The sequence below is a fragment of the Singulisphaera sp. GP187 genome, assembly GCF_900129635.1.
GTDB lineage: Bacteria > Planctomycetota > Planctomycetia > Isosphaerales > Isosphaeraceae > Singulisphaera.
In genome coordinates this window covers 1,180,378-1,199,224 of the sequence record NZ_FSRB01000002.1, presented here as the reverse complement: position 1 = coordinate 1,199,224, position 18,847 = coordinate 1,180,378, and the positions used below count along the sequence as shown (strand labels likewise).

At 64.3% G+C, this 18,847-nt stretch carries 14 protein-coding genes; 11 read left to right on the top strand and 3 right to left on the bottom strand.

Annotated features, from left to right (window positions below; translation table 11 throughout):
- Positions 1-13 precede the first annotated feature (13 nt).
- Positions 14-3,346: a serine/threonine-protein kinase gene (locus BUS42_RS29205; protein WP_074315457.1), complete on the top strand. Its 3,333-nt coding sequence runs from the start codon at positions 14-16 to the stop codon at positions 3,344-3,346.
- A 109-nt stretch (positions 3,347-3,455) separates the two neighbouring features.
- On the opposite strand, the gene BUS42_RS29200 is transcribed toward BUS42_RS29205, so the two are convergent.
- The 3 genes from BUS42_RS29200 to BUS42_RS29190 form a co-directional block, all read right to left on the bottom strand.
- Positions 3,456-3,893, bottom strand: coding sequence for a hypothetical protein (locus BUS42_RS29200; RefSeq protein ID WP_074312931.1), 438 nt, complete (start codon positions 3,891-3,893; stop codon positions 3,456-3,458).
- Between the two features lie 190 nt (positions 3,894-4,083).
- Complete coding sequence (locus tag BUS42_RS29195; protein WP_074312929.1) at positions 4,084-5,007, bottom strand: CHAD domain-containing protein; 924 nt, start codon at positions 5,005-5,007, stop codon at positions 4,084-4,086.
- Positions 5,008-5,188: 181 nt separating this feature from the next.
- Positions 5,189-7,156, bottom strand: coding sequence for an autotransporter outer membrane beta-barrel domain-containing protein (locus BUS42_RS29190; protein ID WP_254053862.1), 1,968 nt, complete (start codon positions 7,154-7,156; stop codon positions 5,189-5,191).
- A 2,012-nt stretch (positions 7,157-9,168) separates the two neighbouring features.
- Between BUS42_RS29190 and BUS42_RS29180 the strand changes: the two genes are divergently transcribed.
- The 10 genes from BUS42_RS29180 to rpmE all read left to right on the top strand — a co-directional run bounded on the left by BUS42_RS29180 (position 9,169) and on the right by rpmE (position 18,801).
- Positions 9,169-11,964 carry a DUF1553 domain-containing protein gene (locus BUS42_RS29180; RefSeq protein ID WP_074312923.1) on the top strand — a complete coding sequence of 932 codons (2,796 nt, stop codon included), beginning with the start codon at positions 9,169-9,171 and terminating at the stop codon, positions 11,962-11,964.
- A 251-nt stretch (positions 11,965-12,215) separates the two neighbouring features.
- Positions 12,216-12,830, top strand: coding sequence for a hypothetical protein (locus tag BUS42_RS29175; protein ID WP_074312921.1), 615 nt, complete (start codon positions 12,216-12,218; stop codon positions 12,828-12,830).
- Between the two features lie 136 nt (positions 12,831-12,966).
- Positions 12,967-13,632 carry a lysophospholipid acyltransferase family protein gene (locus BUS42_RS29170; protein ID WP_074312919.1) on the top strand — a complete coding sequence of 222 codons (666 nt, stop codon included), beginning with the start codon at positions 12,967-12,969 and terminating at the stop codon, positions 13,630-13,632.
- Positions 13,633-13,901: 269 nt separating this feature from the next.
- Positions 13,902-14,261, top strand: a complete 360-nt coding sequence (locus BUS42_RS29165; protein ID WP_254053861.1) for a DUF2752 domain-containing protein — start codon at positions 13,902-13,904, stop codon at positions 14,259-14,261.
- On the top strand, positions 14,258-14,980 hold the full coding sequence (locus BUS42_RS29160; protein WP_074312917.1) for a hypothetical protein: 723 nt from the start codon (positions 14,258-14,260) through the stop codon (positions 14,978-14,980). The genes BUS42_RS29165 and BUS42_RS29160 overlap by 4 nt, the downstream gene beginning before the upstream one ends.
- A gap of 70 nt (positions 14,981-15,050) precedes the next feature.
- Positions 15,051-15,515 (top strand): cytidine deaminase, encoded by a 465-nt coding sequence (locus BUS42_RS29155; RefSeq protein WP_256386210.1) that lies wholly within the window; start codon positions 15,051-15,053, stop codon positions 15,513-15,515.
- A gap of 197 nt (positions 15,516-15,712) precedes the next feature.
- Positions 15,713-16,483: a ThuA domain-containing protein gene (locus BUS42_RS29150; protein ID WP_074312913.1), complete on the top strand. Its 771-nt coding sequence runs from the start codon at positions 15,713-15,715 to the stop codon at positions 16,481-16,483.
- A gap of 307 nt (positions 16,484-16,790) precedes the next feature.
- Positions 16,791-17,405, top strand: coding sequence for a thioredoxin family protein (locus tag BUS42_RS29145; protein WP_074312911.1), 615 nt, complete (start codon positions 16,791-16,793; stop codon positions 17,403-17,405).
- Positions 17,406-17,644: 239 nt separating this feature from the next.
- The gene (locus BUS42_RS29140; protein ID WP_074312909.1) at positions 17,645-18,394 is read left to right on the top strand and encodes a TlpA disulfide reductase family protein; all 750 of its coding nucleotides are present in this window, start codon (positions 17,645-17,647) and stop codon (positions 18,392-18,394) included.
- A 155-nt stretch (positions 18,395-18,549) separates the two neighbouring features.
- Positions 18,550-18,801, top strand: coding sequence for a 50S ribosomal protein L31 (gene rpmE, locus BUS42_RS29135; protein ID WP_074312907.1), 252 nt, complete (start codon positions 18,550-18,552; stop codon positions 18,799-18,801).
- Positions 18,802-18,847 lie beyond the last annotated feature (46 nt).

Here is an 18,847-nt window from a genome sequence, read left to right as displayed (position 1 = left end):
AAAGTTGACGATCATGGCCTCGGCTGATACCGAACGCGACGACGATGACCCGCTGGCGACAGTCGATCAAAGTCAACAGACCGACGTCCCCACCGACCGGTCCAAGGAGCCGATCGACTCCTCGTTACAAGCCAGAGGTCGGTACGTCCTGATTCGAGCGCATGCCCGGGGAGGGCTGGGCGAAGTCTTCGTGGCCCGCGACAAGGAGTTGGGCCGCGAGGTCGCTCTCAAGGCGATTCAAGAGCGGCTCGCCGATGACCCGGCGAACCGGGCTCGGTTCATTCGTGAGGCGGAGATCACCGGCAATCTCGAGCACCCGGGAATCGTCCCGATTTATGGCTTGGGCCAATCGGCCGATGGCCGCCCCTACTATGCGATGCGATTCATCGAAGGGGAGACCCTGGCCGCGGCGATCGACCGATTTCACTTGTCCGGCGAACCGATTCACGCGGCCGGTGCACGATCGGTCGCCCTGCTCGCCTTGCTGCGCCGGTTCAATGACGTCTGCAACGCGATCGACTATGCGCACAGCCGGGGAATCCTCCATCGCGACCTGAAGCCGAGCAACGTCATGCTCGGGTTGCACGGCGAAACACTGGTCGTCGACTGGGGCCTGGCCAAGTTCATGGGTCAGGACACGGCGGAACCGCCGGTCGCGGGAGAGACGGCCGCCCTCCTGGTCACCGGTTCGGCCAGCGACCAGACGCTGCCGGGCGCGACGGTCGGGACCCCCGCCTTCATGAGTCCCGAGCAGGCGGCCGGACGCATTGAGGACCTGGGCCCGACCAGCGACATCTACAACCTCGGGGCCACGCTCTACTATCTCCTGACGGGACTGGCCCCGTTTGATCACGCTCCCGCGGGAATCCTGCTCGCGAAGGTCCAGCGGGGGGACTTCCGGGCGCCCTCGGCGGCGGCGTTGGGGCCGATCCCGTCGGCACTCGAGGCCATCTGCCTGAAGGCGATGGCGCTACATCCGAAGGATCGCTACGGCTCGGCCCGGTCGATTGCCGAGGACATCGAGCGCTGGATCGCCGACGAGCCCGTCCTGGCTCAGCCCGAGTCGCGGCTGGCGGGGTTGGCGCGTTGGTCGCGCCGGCACCGGGCCTGGGTCCGCGCCGCCGCGGCCGTACTGGCCGGCCTCCTGGTCGTGATGTCGATCGCCACCGGGGTCGTCCATCGGGCCTGGGTCCGCGAGCAGGCCGTTCGGATCGCATCCGAGGACCTCGCCGCCAGCCTCGATCTCGACAAGGGGATCAACCTCTGCGAGCAAGGGACGACCGGCCTCGGCATGCTCCGACTGGCGCACGCCCTGGCGATTACCCCGGCCGGCGCCTCCGACCTGAGGCGAACGATCCTGAGCAACCTCGACGCCTGGCACGCGCCGATGATCCCGCTCCGCCAGATGTTCGTCCATCCCGACGCCGTCTGGTCCGTGGCCCTCTCGCCCGACGGCCGGACCCTCCTGACCGGCAGCAGCGTCATGACCGCAGGCAAGCTTCAGGGGGAGGCCCGCCTCTGGAACGCCGAGACGGGCGAACCGGTCGGAGCGTCTCTGAAACATGGGAGCTACGTCAACAACGCCGTCTTCAGCCCCGACGGCAAGGTCATTCTGACCGCCAGCTCCGATCGGACCGCGCGGCTCTGGGACGCCGCGACCTGCCGGCCTCTCGGCCCCTCCCTCGTCCACGATGGTTCGGTGGAAACGGTGGCATTCGCCCCCGACGGCCGGACCTTTCTCACCGTCACCGGACGCTCGGTCGGCTTCTGGGACGCCGCGACCCAGCGCCCGCTGCGCCCCACCCTGGCGGACCAGCCGGCCCCGGTCCATCCGGCGATCTTCAGCCCTGACGGCTCGTTGGTCGCCACCGGTTGCGAGGATGGGACGGCGCGACTCTGGAAGACCGACACGCGAGCGCCGCTCGGCGCTCCTCTGGCACACAACTCGGCGGTCAACTGCCTGGCGTTTAGCCCCGACGGCAAAGTCCTGGCCACGGGAGACGAAGACGGCAACATCCAGTTCTGGGACACCGCCACCCAGTTGCGGATCCGGACCCAGGTGGCGCATCGGTCGGAGGTCTACGGACTGGCGTTCAGCCCCGACGGCCAGGTTTTAGCGAGCGGCGGTGACGACGGCACCGCCCGGTTCTGGGAAGCCGACACCGGCCAGCCCCTCGGGCTGCCGATGGAGCATCTGGGCGCGGTCACAGCGGTCGCGTTCACCCCCGACGGCCGTGCTCTCACCACCGGGAGCGGTGACGCGGTCGCCCGAACCTGGGACGGACCGACCACGCGACCGCTCCTGGCCAAGCGGACGGGAGCCGAGCGTCTCCTGGCACTTGCCTATTCCCCCAACGGCCGAACCTTCGTGACCGCCGATTCCGGCCGAGCAACCCGCGTCTGCGATGCCGTCACCCTCGAGCCCATCGGCCTGTCCAAGACCCACAAGACAGACATCCGCGTGGTCGCGTACAGTCCCGACGGGGCGACCCTCCTGACCGGGAGCTCGGATGGGACCGCGCGACTCTGGAGCGCTACCGACTTCCGGCCGATCGGCCACCCCCTCAAACTCTCGGGCGCGGTCGTCACGGTGGCGTTCCGGCCCGACTGCAAGGCATTCCTGGCCGCCGGCGAAGAGACGACCGCCCACCTCTGGGACCCGTACGCCGGACGACTCCTGGGGCCCTCGATCCCCCTCGAGTCGGAGATCATGGCCCTCGGATTCTCACCCAACGGCAAAACGATCATCACGGCCGACGGAAGCTCCGCGCGACTCTGGCAGGTGGCCGACGGCGTTGCCACCGGCCAGATCCAGCAGGTGCTCCAAGGGCACCAAGGCTTCATCTACTGCCTTGCGTTCAGCCGCGACGGCCGGCTCGTCGCCACCGGAAGCGAGGACGACACCGCCCGGGTCTGGGAGGTCAGGACCGGTCGACCCGTCGGCCCGCCGTTGCCCCACGGCGCGAGCGTCATCTCGGTTGCGTTCAGCCCGGACGGGAGCACGCTCCTGACCGGGTGCAATGATCAGACCGCCCGCCTCTGGAGCCTCCCCACCGGCCGAACGATCGGGCCCCCCTTGGAGCACCAAGGCAAGGTCTCCGCGGTGAGCTTCCACCCTTCCGGCCGTTCGTTCCTTACCGGCAGTTACGATCGATCGGTCCGGCGCTGGGAGACACCTCGCCCCTGGGTCGACGACGTCGAGCGGATCCGAAGCCGAGCGCAAGGGTTGACGGGCATCACACTCGGCCCCGAGGCCGATCCCTCCGAACGCGGCAATATCCTCGACGAGCACACCTGGCGGCTGGAACGCAGGCTCCTGGACGCCTCAGAAGGTTCGTCACGCTAATCCCGAACGCCTCGCTCCGCGTTGCCCGCGTGCCCTTCTGGATTGCGGTCGGCAGGACCGGTGCGGGAATCCGTTGGCCTTGGGGCTCGAGGTCCGAGTTTCGCGGCGATCAGCCTCGCCAGTCGCGCCGGGTGTATCCCGGCATCGTGACGTCGTCGACGTCCTGGCTCGCGCTGAAGCCGTTGATCGCCGCTTTGAAGATCAGATAAGGGCAGGCTTCCGGGAACTTCCAGCGGATCAGTCGCGGCCCACGGCCGAGCAGCCCCGTCTTGGAGACCGCCACGATGGTCGCCGCGACCCACGGGGAAGTGTCATCGCCTTGGAGCCGAAACCAGGCCATGGTCCCGACGCAGGGAGCGTTCTTGGCCAGGGCGGAGCCTCCACTCAGACTGATGTCACGGAGCGTGGCGACGACGCTCAGCAACGTCTCCCCCTCCGTCCAACTCAGAACGACATACGTCGGCCCCGTATCGTAGCGCGACGCGCTGCGGCGGTCCTCGCCACCGTTCGGATTGGACAGGTTGTGATTCGTACGACGCTCAATCATAACAGCATCCCGGCGATTCTTCAACCCCTGCCGCCGACTTCCCTCGCTCCGAGAGCCACTCGCCGCGAAGGAAGTTGGGCTCGATTTCGCCCACAATCAAGTCTAGACCAATCCCAACCACGCGGAAGGCGGATTCTGGAAAAAAGTCGAAATGAGGATCCAACTCGCGCTTGAGTAGGCAAGTTTCCGGTCAGGGGTTGAGCCAACGGCAATTTTTCTTGCGATCGAGTTGGTTCCAGACTTTGAAGAACCGTTCTCGTGAACGATCGGCCAGACGCATCTGCCGCTTGAACAGCCGGTGAGCCGCCAGGGTGAACGGAATGTCGTAGGGATGAAGGGCAACGATTCGCGAGATTTCTTGGGCGGCGACGATGGCATCCTGGTGTTCCCCCAGGATGTCTTGCACCTTGGTCGCGAGCTCGGCGAACCGCCTCGCCTCCTGCGCACGATTCTTGCCGAGCGCATCGGCAACATCCTCGGCCGCGTACCGGGCGCGTTTGGCGCGTTTGCGGACCTCGTGAAAATCTTTGTCGGGGTCGGTGGGGCGGAGCGCTCGTCCCCGCTTCTTGACGGATTTCCAGGCTTCCCCGACCAGGGACGGGAGTTCGGAGCGTCGCAGCTTCTCGGCGTCCCGCCGAACCGGAGTGACGATGACGGACTGCTCCAGCAGGTCGATCAGGGCACGATAGCGATCCCCCTGAAGGACCGCCTTGAGCCGCCCGGAAGCCCGCTCGTGCTCCACCGCCAGCGTCCGAAAAAGCGGGGCGAGCGCCTCGGGGGCGTCCCCCGAGGCGCGGAGCAAACGGTCGCGGAGCACGTCGAGATCGCGCACCGCTCCCAGCACTTCCGCCAGCCACTTGAGCTCTTGCTCGAGCGGCAACGACCATTCGGCCTTCACGAGCGTGCCGAAGGTGCGGAGCGCACTGCGGAGGCGGCGCGTCGAGGTCCGCATTCCGTGGACCCCCTCGGCAACTCCCTGCCTGGCCGCGGGATCGCTCTGGAGCATCCGCTCGACGCCCCGCGTCAATGCGGTCCGGACCGCCACGGAGCCGGGACCGACCGGCGTGACTTCTGCTGGCAACTCAACCTGCTGCCGAGCCTTGCCATTGGCCATTGTAGGCACGTAATTCCCGACCTTTATGCGGAATGACCCCAATCGATCGGACCACGAGAGCGTTGTCTCGACCGACTCCCGATCCATCGTTTGACCTTAGCCAAGATCGCCCAGACCCGCAAGGGCGGGGGAACCCGTAACAACCACCGCACCGGCCCAGGCGGAACGGCGGCGGGTGCTGTCAACGGTCCGGCAACGTTCCGATGAACACACCACGGGTGTCCGCGGCGAAGATCCCGGCAAAGTCGGCCTCTCCCACGTGCGTGTGCGAGACCACCCCGCCAAGAACCGTCGACTTGGTGGGCAGTGGCAAGTTCAGGGTCGTCGTCCCGGTGGTCGACGTGCCCCCTCCCGAATTGGTCGTCGTGACCGAGGGATCGTTCAATTGAGCCTGGGTCAACGGCCTCGACGCAAAACTGACGTTGATCGTGCCGGGAAGAATGGAGTCGTCAATCACCGGGTCGAGTTGCCTGTTGTACGCGATCTCTTTGAAGGTCTCGTTGAAGTAGGTGATCTCGGTGTAGTTGATGTAAGGAACCGGGGCGGCCACACTCCCCCCGAAGATCACCCCGGCGGGAGCGTCGTAGGTCCCGTCGCCGGGGTCGGTCGAGGGGATCGGCGGCGGGCCGTAACCCGAAGGGGGCAAGGTGCCGTTACCACCGCTGGGCGCGACGCTCGCGGCGATGACCGAATCGATCAACGAACCGAGGATCTGGAAATTGTCGATGTTGCCCCCGGTCAGGTAGTGCCCCTGACGATCCTCGCCGGCGATGATCCGGGTGGGATAGCCGGTCGCGTTCGGGTTGAGCGCAAACTCAGACCGGACGTCGCCGCCGATCGTCAAGTTGCGAATCTCGACCCCCGCGCGAAGCTCCGAGTTGAGGACCGCGTCGACCCCGTCGGCCCCAATGTTCGCGGCCGCACCCGACGCGCCACTGCCCGTTCCGTCGATCAACACCCCCGCCGTGATGAAGCTCTTGAAGATGCCGTGGCGCACGTTGAGGCCGGAGAGATTCTTGCCAACGTCGAGGTTCGCCTCTTGGATTCCCCCCAGGGACGCCCCGCCACCGAGGACCGCCAGATTGGAGAGGTCAAGACCGACGAAGAGGTCGACCGCCGTGGGCGATCCTTTGCCGTTCAGCGCCCCGTTGACCGTCAGGCCGACCAGGTTGCCTTTGACGGCCAACAGGCCGCCGGTGGGCTTCACGTCGAAGTCGCCTCCCACGGTCAGCGAGTCCAGGTCTCGGCCAACGATCACGCTGCCCCCGGAGTCGAGCGTCAGATCGCCATTGACCGTCAGACCGCCGGCGATATCGCGACCGACAAAGAGGAGTCCGTTGTCGGAAGTCTTGACGGAATTGGCAACGGTTGCCGCTGTCTTGATATCATTCCCGACGATGAGCCGGCCCCCCTGGAGGCTCAGGCCTCGCCCCAAGGTCAACCCACCCAGGTCATGGCCAATATTGATCAGGCCGTTGGTGTTTGCCTGGATGTCACCGCCGACGTTGAACCCGCCGCTCAGGTCGTGACCGACCGCGAAGACGCCCCCGTGCTGCACGATGAGGCTCGCCGGATTGAACGTGCCCGTCGCGTCGTTATCGACGACGAAGCGCCCACCGTCCAGATTGATGGAACCGCCCACCGACCCGGTCAGGTTGCCGCCGACGTGGATCCGTCCCGTCGGCCCCAGCTCCACGCTCGCGGCGTTCAGTTTCCCCAGGTCTCCACTCACATCCACAGTTGCGTTGCGACCGATGCTGCCGAGTTGAATCGACGAGACCGAACCCTGGAGCGCACTCATCGGACCGAGCAGATTCGCAGCGCCCGCGTCGATCGATCCGAGCAGGCCGGTCTTGACGTCGATCTTGCCAATCTTGATCTGACTCGTATTGAAGTGCGCCTGACGCGGCTGGGCCGTGATCGTCAGAGCGCTGTTGGGATTCGTGGCGAACAGGTTGATCGCAAACTGGCCCCCCTTGAGCCGCTTGACCGTCTGGTAGCCCCCGCCGGTCACGCTGATCGTGAACAGCGAGCCGTTGGAAGCGATCGGCCGGGTCGACGACGGCCCGGTATAGAGAGAGAGGAGCTGCCGCGTTTCAAGCGCCTCGACAACCGGCGTTGCGGACCTCCGCCGCGCACGAGAGCCCAAGGAAGAGGTAGTGCTTGGCCGACGAACTGGCCGTCCGTGGTCCCGAGTCATGGGCAGGGCTCCTTCCCAACCGCCGAAATCAGCACGACCCCGACAAGCTCCCTGTCCTTTGGAAACCTATCACGAGATCCAGACTCGGCTCAACCTATCGCGAGCGCATATTCTTTGTCACAAATCGGATTCGTCATCGCGAGCGATGAGAAAAAGCACGAACCGCGTACCCAGCTCGACCGCCTCTGCCTGCATTTTCGACAAAACCCTCCTTACTTCCGTCGTCTTGCCCGACCGTCAGACGTGCGGTAGCCTCAAATCGAAGGGTTCGCGTGCCTTCGATCCCGGCCGGAAGCAATGAGTGAGCGCGGGCGCTGAGACGGCCCTGGGTTTAATATTCAGAACGTTGGTGGTCGCGCTCTGGCCCATGTCGCCCTGAGGCTGAGTTCCTCGACCTGAGAGCGGCCGCCGATTTGATGCCGTTTCAGAAGGTGGCCCGAGTCCAGTGCCGTGCCCGACTATTGGAGTACCGTGATGCGGCTTCGGTTCACCGTGCGATGGCTCATGATCGTGGTCGCTTTCATCGGGCTGGTGATGTCACTGGTGACGTATCGAGAGCAACTCAGGAGACAGGCCGCATACCACAAGGTCCAGATCGCTGTGCACGCCCCACAAACACCCGCCTCTCCGTCCCCGCCGCCGGGAACTTTGGTCGTCACAAGCCCCGAAACGGGGGCCGTGACGGCCTATCGGATGACTCCCCAAGCCGAATGGCACGCCAGAAAGGAAAGCGAGTATTCTGGCTCCGCCGCCCGGGTCAGCGTGCTTATCACATTACTCACATCATTAATATCACTAATATCCGTTGCTACAATATTCAATCGCAGAAAGTACCGCCGGTCCCGGGGCCAGTGGTGACTGACTTTGCTTCGGTTTTCCGATAAACGTTGCCGACTGCTTCCTCAAATCGCCGGTCATTCCAACTGGGACACCCGAGTGATTCAGCGAAAATAGGCATCCTACAGCAGTTTACCGTCGGATGGCGTACGAATCACAGCTTACTGAACATAAGTCGTGAACACATTTGCAATTTTCCTGTTCAAATTCAGCCCCATCGGGGCGGGCCAAGGAAGCCCAGGGCAACGCCCCTGGGGACTCGGCCACCAGGAGCAGCAGCCCTAAAAGGGCGACTTAAAGGGCTACGCCAGCATGACCATACGTTGCAAAACCGCCGCTCGGATTAGGTCACCCTCACAGGGCTTTTGAATGCGAACATGTCGATCTCACGGGGCGTTACCCCGGGCTTCCTTGGACCGCCCCGTTGGGGCTGAAATCGGAGAGGGTGCGCCACTTGACGGCAAATTGTTGTTAAAGAGAGCCTCGACGGACAACCCAGACTGCCCAACCAGCCCTCGCTAGGTGCATGGCCACTTATCCGTCCTAAACTGGATCGAAGGGGCGAGGACATCTCAATCGGGCTTCCATTCGTCCTGGACATGCTCTGTGACAAGACGCGTCATCGGCGAACTCAAGGGTTTGCCGCGCTTCTGTCAGCATTTCCCAACCTCGTGAACCAGATTCCCGACTCTCGCTACAATGATCTGCCGGAGAAATGCAGGCGGAAGGTGGAACCGCTCCGAAGGCTATCAAAACCTAGCCGTGTGAATCCCGACGCGTCTTCTTCAGTTGTCTAGGAACGATTCCGATCGTTTCGCACTCCATTAACCGCAATCGTCCGAGTTTCCTAGGCCGCAGGAACGGACTTCGTTTCCGAGATCGAGTTTTCCTCGTCGATCGCCGATTTCCTCCTTGAACAAAATCGACCCTACCTTATCAGACGTTCACCGTTCAATTCCGGGTGTCGACACATTTTCTTGTAGCGCCGTAGGTCTTGGGTTAGGATCGGACCGTTCCCGGTGAACAATCCCGCGCGGGCTCGCCCATCCTCTGGGTCTCGAGTCCGCGAACTCACGCTCTCTGCACCCTCGCGGGCCTCCTTCCTCGAACCGCGGTGAATCGCCATGAAGACGACGCTCGTGACCTGGCTCGGCCTCCTCGCGCTGCCTGGGATCCTCTCGGCGGCCGAAACGGTCGATTACGCGCGTGAGATCAAGCCCCTGTTCACCAAACGGTGCGTGGCCTGCCACGGGGTGCTCAAGGCGAAGGCCGGTCTGAGGCTCGATACCGCGGCGCGGATCAAAAAAGGGGGAGACGGCGGGCCGACGGTCGTCCCCGGCATGAGTGCCGAGAGTCTCCTGATCGAGGTCGTCACCGGGGCGGACGGCTTGCAAATGCCTCCTGAAGGCGAGCCCCTCTCGGCCCAAGAGATCGCCACCTTGAAGGCCTGGATCGACCAGGGAGCCGAGTCTCCCGCGGGCGAGGCCGAGCCGGAAGACCCGCGCCGACACTGGGCGTTTCAGCGGCCGGCTCGATCCGACGTCCCTTCGATAGCGGGCGTCCCCCTCAAGAGCAACCCGATCGACGCCTTCCTCGCCGCCCAGCAGAAGGGGCAGGGGATCGTCCCCGGACCGCTCGCCGACAAGGAAACCTTGATCCGTCGAATCGCGCTCGACCTGACCGGCCTGGCCCCGACCCCGACCGAGCTCCACACCTTCCTTGAGGATTCCTCGGCCGACGCTTACGAGAAGGTCGTGGATCGCCTGCTGGCGAGCCCCCGTTACGGCGAGCGCTGGGGACGGCACTGGATGGACGTTTGGCGCTACAGCGACTGGGACGGCTACAACCAGGAGGTCCGTGAAAGCCAACCCCACATCTGGCGCTGGCGCGACTGGATCGTCGAATCACTCAACAAGGACAAGGGATACGACCGGATGGTCGTCGAGATGATCGCCGCCGATGAGGCCGCGCCCGACGATCCCGAGGCCCTGCGCGCGACCGGTTACCTCGTTCGGAACTGGTACAAGTTCAACCGGAACGTCTGGCTCGACAACATCGTCGAGCACACCTCAAAAGCGTTCCTGGGCCTCACGATCAACTGCGCCCGGTGCCATGACCACAAGTACGACCCGATCGCGCACGAAGACTACTACAAGTTCCGCGCCTTCTTCGAACCTCACGAAGTCCGCACCGATCGGGTCGCCGGCCAGCCCGACCCGCTCAAGGACGGCCTGGTTCGCGTCTACGACAAGGACCCGAAGTCGCCGACTTTCCTCTTCGAGCGGGGCGATGAGAAGCGGCCGGTGAAGGAGAAGCCGCTCGATCCCGGCCTCCCGCGGGTCCTCAGCCAGGGCAAGTTCCCGGTCCAGGCTGTCGCGTTGCCCTCGCAGGCCTACTATCCCGGTGCGCGTGCGTTCGTCCAGGAAGAGACGCTGACCCAAGCCAGGGCCGAGGTCGCCACCCAAGGAACCGCCCTGGCCAAGGCGGTTCGGACCCTCGTCGATGCGGCCGTGCTCGAGGTGATTGCTCCTGATCCGAAGTCGGCTCATACGGCGACCCGCAAAGCCGAGGGGGCCGCCGCACTGGCGTCGCGGTCGCTGACCCTGGCGCGTGCCAACCTCGCGGCCATCGAAGCGAAAATCGCCGCCGATCGCGCCAAGTACGCCACCCCGCCCGTCGCCGACGCCCCCGGTCTGGCCCTGGAGGCAGGGCGGGCCGAGCGAACGGCCGCCGTCGCCAAGGCCGAAGTGGACCGGTTCGCCGCCGAGCAAGCACTCAACGACGCCAATCTGGCCTCGCCGATCGCTGCTGCGTTCCGACCCGGCAAGACCCCCAAGGAGAAGGGGCCGGAACGGTCGCTCAAGTCGGTCGACCTTCCCGCCAAGCAGGCCGCGGTCGCCGCGGCCCTCAAGAAACGGGATGAGGCTCAAAAAGCGTTCGACACCGCACGCGGCGCACTCGACAACGGCAGCGCCACCTACGTGAGCCTCGGCACGGTCTATCCCTCGACGAGCACGGGACGTCGGCTCGCTCTGGCGAACTGGATGACTTCGAAGGAGAATCCGCTCACGGCCCGGGTCGCCGTCAACCACATCTGGTTGCGACACTTCGGCACCCCGCTGGTCGCGACCGTATTCGACTTCGGCCTCAACGGCAAACGCCCCTCGAACCCCGCACTCCTCGACTGGTTGGCGAATGCGTTCATGGACAACGGCTGGAGCATGAAGCAGATCCACCGCCTGATCGTCACGAGCGAGGCCTATCGCCGACAGTCGACAGCCACGGGGTCGAACGACCCGAACTTGGCACACGACCCGGAGAACCGATCGCTCTGGCGGATGAACCCGCGGCGGATGGAAGCCGAGGCGGTTCGCGATAACTTGCTGCACGCGGCGGGCAACCTCGAGGAAAACCTGGGCGGGCCCGACCTCGACCCGAACGCCGGTCTCGCATCAAAACGTCGGAGTCTCTACTTCCGGCACGCCAAGGAGAAGCGCGTGACATTCCTGAAGCTGTTCGACTCTGCCAACGCAACGTCCTGTTACCGCCGCTCCGAGAGCGTCGTCCCGCAGCAGGCATTGGCGCTGGCGAATAGCCCGATCGCATTCGAACAGTCAAGGCTCCTGGCGGCGGCGATCTCCCGCGAGCTCCAGTCCGACCCGGCCCGCGCGGATAACCCCGCGTTCGTGACGACCGCCTTCCAACGAGTGCTCGGCCGCGCCCCCGCCCCCGAGGAGCGGACCGCCTGCGAGACCTACCTGACCGAACAGGCCGGTCGGCTTGCCGACAAGGCGGGCCTCCACCCATTCACCTCCGGACCGGCCACCACCGTGAAGCCCGCCGCCGACCCCGCGCAGCGGGCCCGAGAAAGCCTTGTGCATGTGCTCTTCAACCATAATGATTTCGTGACGATCCGCTAATCCAAACAGGAGCGTGACGGATTCGCCATGGGCTCGAGGACGGACACGACTGATTCTCCATGGTGGACAAGTGGCCCCAATCCAAGGCGAGTTGGGCATCTGATTCGCAAGAGTAGTCCCGGTACGGCTCGGGTCGGATGGTTTTGAATTCGACGAACCGGCTCCGTGCAGCCTTCGTAATAGGGCTGTTCGAGTCTTGCGGGGCAGGGCTTCGCGGAACCGGCCCGAAGCAGGGACGAGGGGGTGTCGATTTGAAGATCCAACTCCACCTGACTACGAAGGGGAAAGCGGTCTTCCACGCCGAGAAGTCGGCCGCGCGGGAGGAGCATCCCCCCCATCATGGGTTGCGCGGCTGGATCGAACGCAAGGCCCAGAGCCTCAAAACGGCATGGTCGCAGGCGGACCGCGGACCGGCGGGGCGGGTTCGTGCTTTCTGGGAGAAGCTCCAGAGTCGGATGCCCGACGATGAGTCGATGCTTGCCCGCCTGCGCACGGCCTCGGCGATTGAGATGTACCACCCGGCCACAATGTCAGGCGAGGAGGCGCAGGCCCACTGGGTCGACTACATGGCCCGTTGTCGTCGTCGCCATCTTCCCTGGTTGGGGTTCAACATTCTCATCTCTCCCATCACTCTGATTCTCGCCCCCTTGCCCGGACCAAATCTGATCGGCTATTGGTTCGCCTACCGCGCGGTGAAGGACGCGCTTGCCCTGTTGGGGTTGCGACACGCCCGCGATCCAGGGATGGCCACCACCTATCATCCCCTGGAAACGCACGCGGTGGTCACGCCCGTCGGGGAGTTCTCCTGTCGGACCGAAACCAACACCGCCCCCTTCGCGGGCCTGGCGGCGGGGAGCCCTCCCTGAGCGGAGACTAAGACTGAGGTTGAGGCCAACGACTCGAACTTTCTCGCTGGCGGCAAATCGCCGAGCCGACTAAGGTAACGGGCCGTTGAGGTGCCACCCTCTCATTCCGGGGGATCAGTCTGGCCAGGGAGGGCCGATGAAAATTCAGCATCCGCTCTTGGTCCGTGCGGTCGGCGTCACGGGCGCATGGACGGTCCGCCGGCTGGTGGGGACCTGCCCGTTCCACTTCCGGTATGCGGACCCGACGCTCAACCCCGAATTTGCGCGACGAACCGGCCAACGCTACATTTATGCATTCTTCCACGAGGTGATGCTCTTCCCCGCCTACTTCTGGGCCTGGCCCGAGATGCAGATCCTGATCAGCGACCACCGCGACGGTGAGTTGATCACGCAGGTGGTCAAGCGGCTCGGATTCGGCGTCGTCCGGGGCTCGACCACTCGCGGTGGAGCGCGGGCGCTCCGCGAGATGACCAGCCGGGTCGATCGCGGCCACCTCTGCGTGACCCCCGACGGTCCCAAAGGACCGCGCCGGCACGTCCACCAGGGTCTAGCCTACCTCGCGAGCCGGACCGGGCTGCCGATCGTCGGGGTCGGCATGGCGTTCCGCGACCCTTGGCGGGCGAAGAGTTGGGATCGGTTCGCCGTCCCCCGGCCGTTCCAACCGGCCGCCTGCGTCGTCCCCGAGGCGGTCCACGTGCCGGCCGACGCCGATCGTGAAACCATCGAGGCCTGCCGCCAGGAGGTGGAGCGGCGGATGCAGAGTTGCACGCTCGAGGCCGAGGCCTGGGTCGAGCAGCTCTAGCGAGGCGGGTGTCGAGAAGTTCATTGGATGTTGTAGGCGGATTCAACCGACTGTCGGTCAGGCCCGCGGTTGCTCTTGCCTCAAATCGAGACCTCCGGTAAGTTGACGCGACCTGTCATGTGTCTGGGGTTTCGACCCATGCGTACGCTTCGGATCACGTCATCTCGTCCGATCGGCCCACCATGAATCGGCAGCTTGAGCGATCTCGGTTGGGACGGCCAACCCGTTGCGCCCTGATAATTTTAGCTGTGGGGCTGATGGTGGTCTTGATGATCGCGCGTTGGCTGAAGCCCGATGATCGCGGCTTCGGCACGCACACTCAACTCGGCCTCCCCCCCTGTGCGTTTTCGGTGGTCACGGGCCACCTCTGTCCGACCTGCGGGATGACGACGGCGTTTGCTTGGTCCGTTCGGGGACGGTTCCACTCGTCCTGGCGGGCCAATCCCGCGGGGAGCCTTTTGGCCCCCGCTTGCGTCGCCTTGATTCCCTGGCTGGTCGCCTGTGCGGCCCTGGGGCGGCCACTCGGGTTCCGAACGCTGGAGCAGCCCCTCATCGGCCTCGTCGTGGCCACCGTGGCCTTGAGCCTATTGTTCTGGACACTTCGCTTGTTCTTAGGGAGGGTGTTATGAAGACCCCTCGGCCGCACGCAAGGACGCGACGCGCCGCAGCCACTTTCGTGATCGCTACCGCAGGGCTCCTGGCCCTCGCCGGCTGTGATCCACGAACCGTGCTCTATTTCCTTCAGCCGTTCGAGCCCACGATCCCTCCCCCGTGCAAAACCGATCTCAAGGGGAAGAAGGTCGTCATTCTCGCCCACGCGCTCGCCGGCACTCAGACCGAGTATCAGTCACTCGATCGCCAGGTCGCTCGTGAAGTCGGCAAGCTGTTCCGCGAGAAGGTCAAGAAGATCCAGGTGGTCGACCTCGAGAAGACCTGGACCTGGATCGAAGGCCATCCCGACTGGACCGACCCGATCGAAGCGGCCAAGGCCTTCGAGGCCGACATCGTGATCTTCCTCGAGATCGAGTCGTTCCAGGTCTCCAGCCCGACCAGTCCCGGACTGCTCGAAGGAAACTCGAAGACCCACATTCAGGCGTTCGAGCTGGCTCATCCCAAGAACAGCAAGGGAAAGCCGATCCTCGACCAGCCCAAGGAATCGCAGAATATCTACGACGCCTACAAGGACACGGTCTTCCCGATCCGCGGGCCGATCCCCGAAAGCGCGGGGGCGAGCAAAGCGGCGTTCCGGACCAAGTTCCTCCAGATCGTGGCCACCGAAATCTCCTGGCACTTCATCCCGCATTCGCCCGAAGAAGACATCCAGGACGTGAAGTTCGGCGGTCAGTAAAGACGTCAGCCAAGCAAGTCGTCCCGTCATCCCCGGCTCCGCGGCGCGTCCGGCCAGCCCCATTGGGTGGTTGCGACGCTCCGCGGATCGTGGATTCGTTCCGACCTCAGCCGAGCATCATGCCATGGCTGTCCTGATGGATGATCTGATGAACGCCGCGCGCGCGGCGAGCCGGTCGGCTTATTGCCCGTACTCGAAGTTCCGCGTGGGAGCGGCCATTCTCGCGCAGGGCCGGATCTTTACCGGCGCCAACATCGAGAACGCCTCCTACGGATTGACCATCTGCGCCGAGCGCACGGCACTCTTTTCCGCCATCCTGGCGGGAGAGACGGCCATCGACGCACTCGCCCTGGCCTGTGTCGACGCTCCGGCCGGAGCCGAGCCAAGCTTATTGATGCCTTGCGGCGCCTGCCGCCAGGTCCTCGCCGAATTCGCTCGTCCCGAGCTTCCGATCGCGGTCGATGGCGCGGGTCTGTACACCTTGGGCGCGTTACTTCCGCTGGCGTTCCGGCTCGGCGGATCGTCCGGCCGTTGATCCTGTCAACATGTCAATACCGCTCGGTCAGCACGCTCTTGCGTGAGCGGCGGTCCACAGGTTAGCATGACAACCCTGCTCTGAATCTCCGCTTCTCCGCGACTTGATCTCGCCGAGAGGCTGAGCCTACCGTGCGATGAAATCGGCCCACCTGAGACTGTTCCGGACGCGAAGCGTTTGCAAGGAGAGTTGACGAGATGCTGGTCGATCGTCGTTCGTTTGTGCGCGGAACGGCCTGGGCGGGAGTGTCAGCCCTCGGTTTCCTGAGCGAACGGAATTCGTCTCGGCTCCAGGCGGCTCCGAATGAACGCCCGTTGCGGGTCTGCGTCTGGTGCGAAGGAACCGCGAAAAAATCGGTCTACCCCGACGATATCGACGGCGCCCTGGCCAAGTATCTCGGCCAACGCGACGGCGTGAACGTCGTCCGTGCCCGCCTGGGCGATCCCGGCTCCGGGCTCGATGATAAGACACTCGACAACACCGACGTCCTCGTCTGGTGGGGCCGGCTCCGCCACGACGACGTACCGCGCGAACGGGTCGCGGCCATCGTCAAGCGCGTCACGGCCGGGCAACTCGGGTTCGTCGCGCTCCACGCCGCCTGTGCCAGCAAGCCGTTCCGGGAATTGATGGGCACCTCGTGCGAGCCGGGCCGCTGGCGCGAAGACGGCCAGCCCGAACACATCACGATTAAAACGCCCGATCATCCGATTGCGCAAGGCATCGCTCCGTTCACCATCGCCAAGACCGACATGTTCGCCGAGCCGTTCAAAGTCCCCACGCCCGAAACGGTCGTCCTGGTCTCCACCTGGGACCAGGGGGAAACCATGCGGAGCGGACTCACCTGGACGATCGATAAGGGACGCGTGGTCTATCTCCGCCCCGGTCATGACGCCTTCCCGGTCCTGGTTCATCCCTCGATCCGCAAGGTGATCGGCAACGCCGTCCTCTGGGCGGGCCATCGGGCTTGACCGCAAACGGTCGAGGCCATCGTCAGCTTCCCAAGCCGTTGACTCGACCGAACGGCCCCTTATAATCGGGAACGAAAAGGGTGAGCACGTTTCGGAATAGATGGGATCGTGCCGCCACGTTCGACGCTCTTACCACTGCGGGATCCTCGGTTTTCTCCAAAAGCTGAGGTCACACCACCGACACGGCGGTAAAAGGGGCCCCTTGGGATGGCTGGGGCCCTTTAAGGAATCTGCTCGGAACCGTGAGCGGCCTTTCACGTCGAGAGCTCGACTCGGTTCATCCTTCCCCTTTGAGGAGTTCGCACCGATGCGCAAGATGTTCTTGAGCCTGGCTGCCCTGACCCTCGTGGCGAGCCCGGTCTTCGCCGGCGCCGGCAAGTACAACTCGGCCGTCGCCCCGGGCGACGCGGCCCCGGCCTTCTCAGGCATTCCCGCCGTCTTGGGCGACAAAGAGACGACCCTGAGCCTCGGGGATGTCAAAGAAGACGTGGTGGTTGTCGTCTTCCTCGCCAACCATTGCCCCGCGGTCACCGCCTACGAAGACCGCGTCATTGACTTCGCCAATGACTACAAGGGCAAGAACGTCAAGGTCGTCGCCGTCTGCGTCAACGACATGGACTCCGACCGGCTCCCCGCCATCAAAGAACGCGTCAAGGAGAAGAGCTACCCCTTCGCTTACGGCTACGACGCGAGCCAGGATGTCGGCCGAGCCTACGGCGCGTCCAGGACCCCGCAGTTCTTCGTCCTCGACAAGACTCGGACGATCCGCTACTCCGGCGCGTTCGATGACAACTCGAAAGAGGCGAGTGTCGAGAAGAAGTACGTCCGCGACGCGGTCGACTCCGTCCTGAAGGGCGAGTCGGTTGAAATCGCCGAGACCCGGGCCGTCGGCTGCGGCATCGGCTACAACAAGAAGAAGTGAACCCGATCGCTCGTCCCGTAGCGTAGCGTGGGCCCCGCAAGGGCCGACTCAAACCTGGCCGCCGTCGATCCATCCCATCGGCGGCGGCTTGCTTTATCGCTGAACCAACCCCAACCTACCTCCGGCCGACTCCCCAGAAAGCCAGCCTAAGCCTGAGTCGTTCCGCACCGCGAGCGGAGCGAAGCGGAAAACCTCGCCACTTCACAAACCGGCTCCATCATGATTGGGAGGGAAACATCATGAACTCAATCCTTCGCGCATCCCACCGCCCCCTCCTGGGACTCGCACTGGCACTCGCGGGTTGCGGCGAGTCGTCCGACCCAAGTGCCACGCCTGCCCCCGCAACCAACGCGTCGACGGCACCAACATCCACTCCGTCCGAAACCGCACAGGTTGCGCCCGCCGTGCCAACCACGGATGCGTCGCCAGCGCCGGAAAAGGCCGAGGTCACCACTCCGGCCGAAACTGACGCCACGTCCAAGGTCGAGGTGGCTGCGACGGCAGGAGCGGCCAAGCTCGAACCGGTCAAGTTCGACGAGTTTCTCAAGCGGGTGGCGAACAAGAATGCGAAGTTTACCCTGGTCGACGTTTGGGCGTCGTGGTGCATTCCTTGCAAGGAAAACTTCCCCCACTTGGTCGAGATGAACGCGAAGTTCGCCGATAAGGGCCTTTCCGTGGCCTCGCTTTCGTTCGACGACCCCGCCGAGCCCAAGCAGGTCAAGGATGCCATCGACTTCCTCACCGCCAAGAAAGCGGCCTTCCCGAATTACCTGCTCGACGAAGAACAGGGGGTCGGCTACGAGAAACTGAACATTGGTGCAATCCCGGCCGTATTCATCTACGGTCCCGACGGCAAGGAAGTGAAACGGTACACCATGGACGACCCCAACAACCAATTCACCTACGAAGAGGTTGAGAAAGACGTGATGGCGCTGCTCGACGGGAAGCCGCTTCCGAAGGATGAAAAGAGCAAGCCGGCCGAAAAGTGAGCGAACCCAAAAAAGGAATCGTTCCCTCCTCGCCCACAATCGTTGAGTTTGCTACAATCTCTGGGTCGAACTGGGCGGCAGCCCCGGTTGGTTTTCTTGAGTGGCGAGACGATCCACCCACCCATGGGTGGAGCCCGCATAGATTGGATCAAAACATGAAAGACAGCATTCATCCGAATTACCAAGACTGCGACGTGACCTGTGGCTGCGGCAACACGTTCAAGACGCGAAGCACCAAGCCCAAGATTGCGGTCGAAGTCTGCTCGAAGTGCCACCCCTACTACACCGGCTCGGTGAAGTTCGTCGACGCTGCGGGCCGGGTCGACAAGTTCAACAAGAAGTTCCAGGGGACCTACGGCAAGGCCAAGAAGGAAGCCGCCGCGGTCGAGGCAACGGCCAAGGCCTAGTTTCCAGCCCTGACTTTCGTGGTACGGCCCGCCGGGCGGCACTCAT

Coding starts and splice junctions, on each gene's coding strand:
- BUS42_RS29160 (WP_074312917.1), top strand. CDS start 14,258: ATGAAGACCCCTCGGCCGCACGCAAGGACGCGACGCGCCGCAGCCACT.
- rpmE (WP_074312907.1), top strand. CDS start 18,550: ATGAAAGACAGCATTCATCCGAATTACCAAGACTGCGACGTGACCTGT.
- BUS42_RS29180 (WP_074312923.1), top strand. CDS start 9,169: ATGAAGACGACGCTCGTGACCTGGCTCGGCCTCCTCGCGCTGCCTGGG.
- BUS42_RS29150 (WP_074312913.1), top strand. CDS start 15,713: ATGCTGGTCGATCGTCGTTCGTTTGTGCGCGGAACGGCCTGGGCGGGA.
- BUS42_RS29140 (WP_074312909.1), top strand. CDS start 17,645: ATGAACTCAATCCTTCGCGCATCCCACCGCCCCCTCCTGGGACTCGCA.
- BUS42_RS29145 (WP_074312911.1), top strand. CDS start 16,791: ATGCGCAAGATGTTCTTGAGCCTGGCTGCCCTGACCCTCGTGGCGAGC.
- BUS42_RS29205 (WP_074315457.1), top strand. CDS start 14: ATGGCCTCGGCTGATACCGAACGCGACGACGATGACCCGCTGGCGACA.
- BUS42_RS29165 (WP_254053861.1), top strand. CDS start 13,902: ATGATCGCGCGTTGGCTGAAGCCCGATGATCGCGGCTTCGGCACGCAC.
- BUS42_RS29170 (WP_074312919.1), top strand. CDS start 12,967: ATGAAAATTCAGCATCCGCTCTTGGTCCGTGCGGTCGGCGTCACGGGC.
- BUS42_RS29200 (WP_074312931.1), bottom strand. CDS start 3,893: ATGATTGAGCGTCGTACGAATCACAACCTGTCCAATCCGAACGGTGGC.
- BUS42_RS29195 (WP_074312929.1), bottom strand. CDS start 5,007: ATGGCCAATGGCAAGGCTCGGCAGCAGGTTGAGTTGCCAGCAGAAGTC.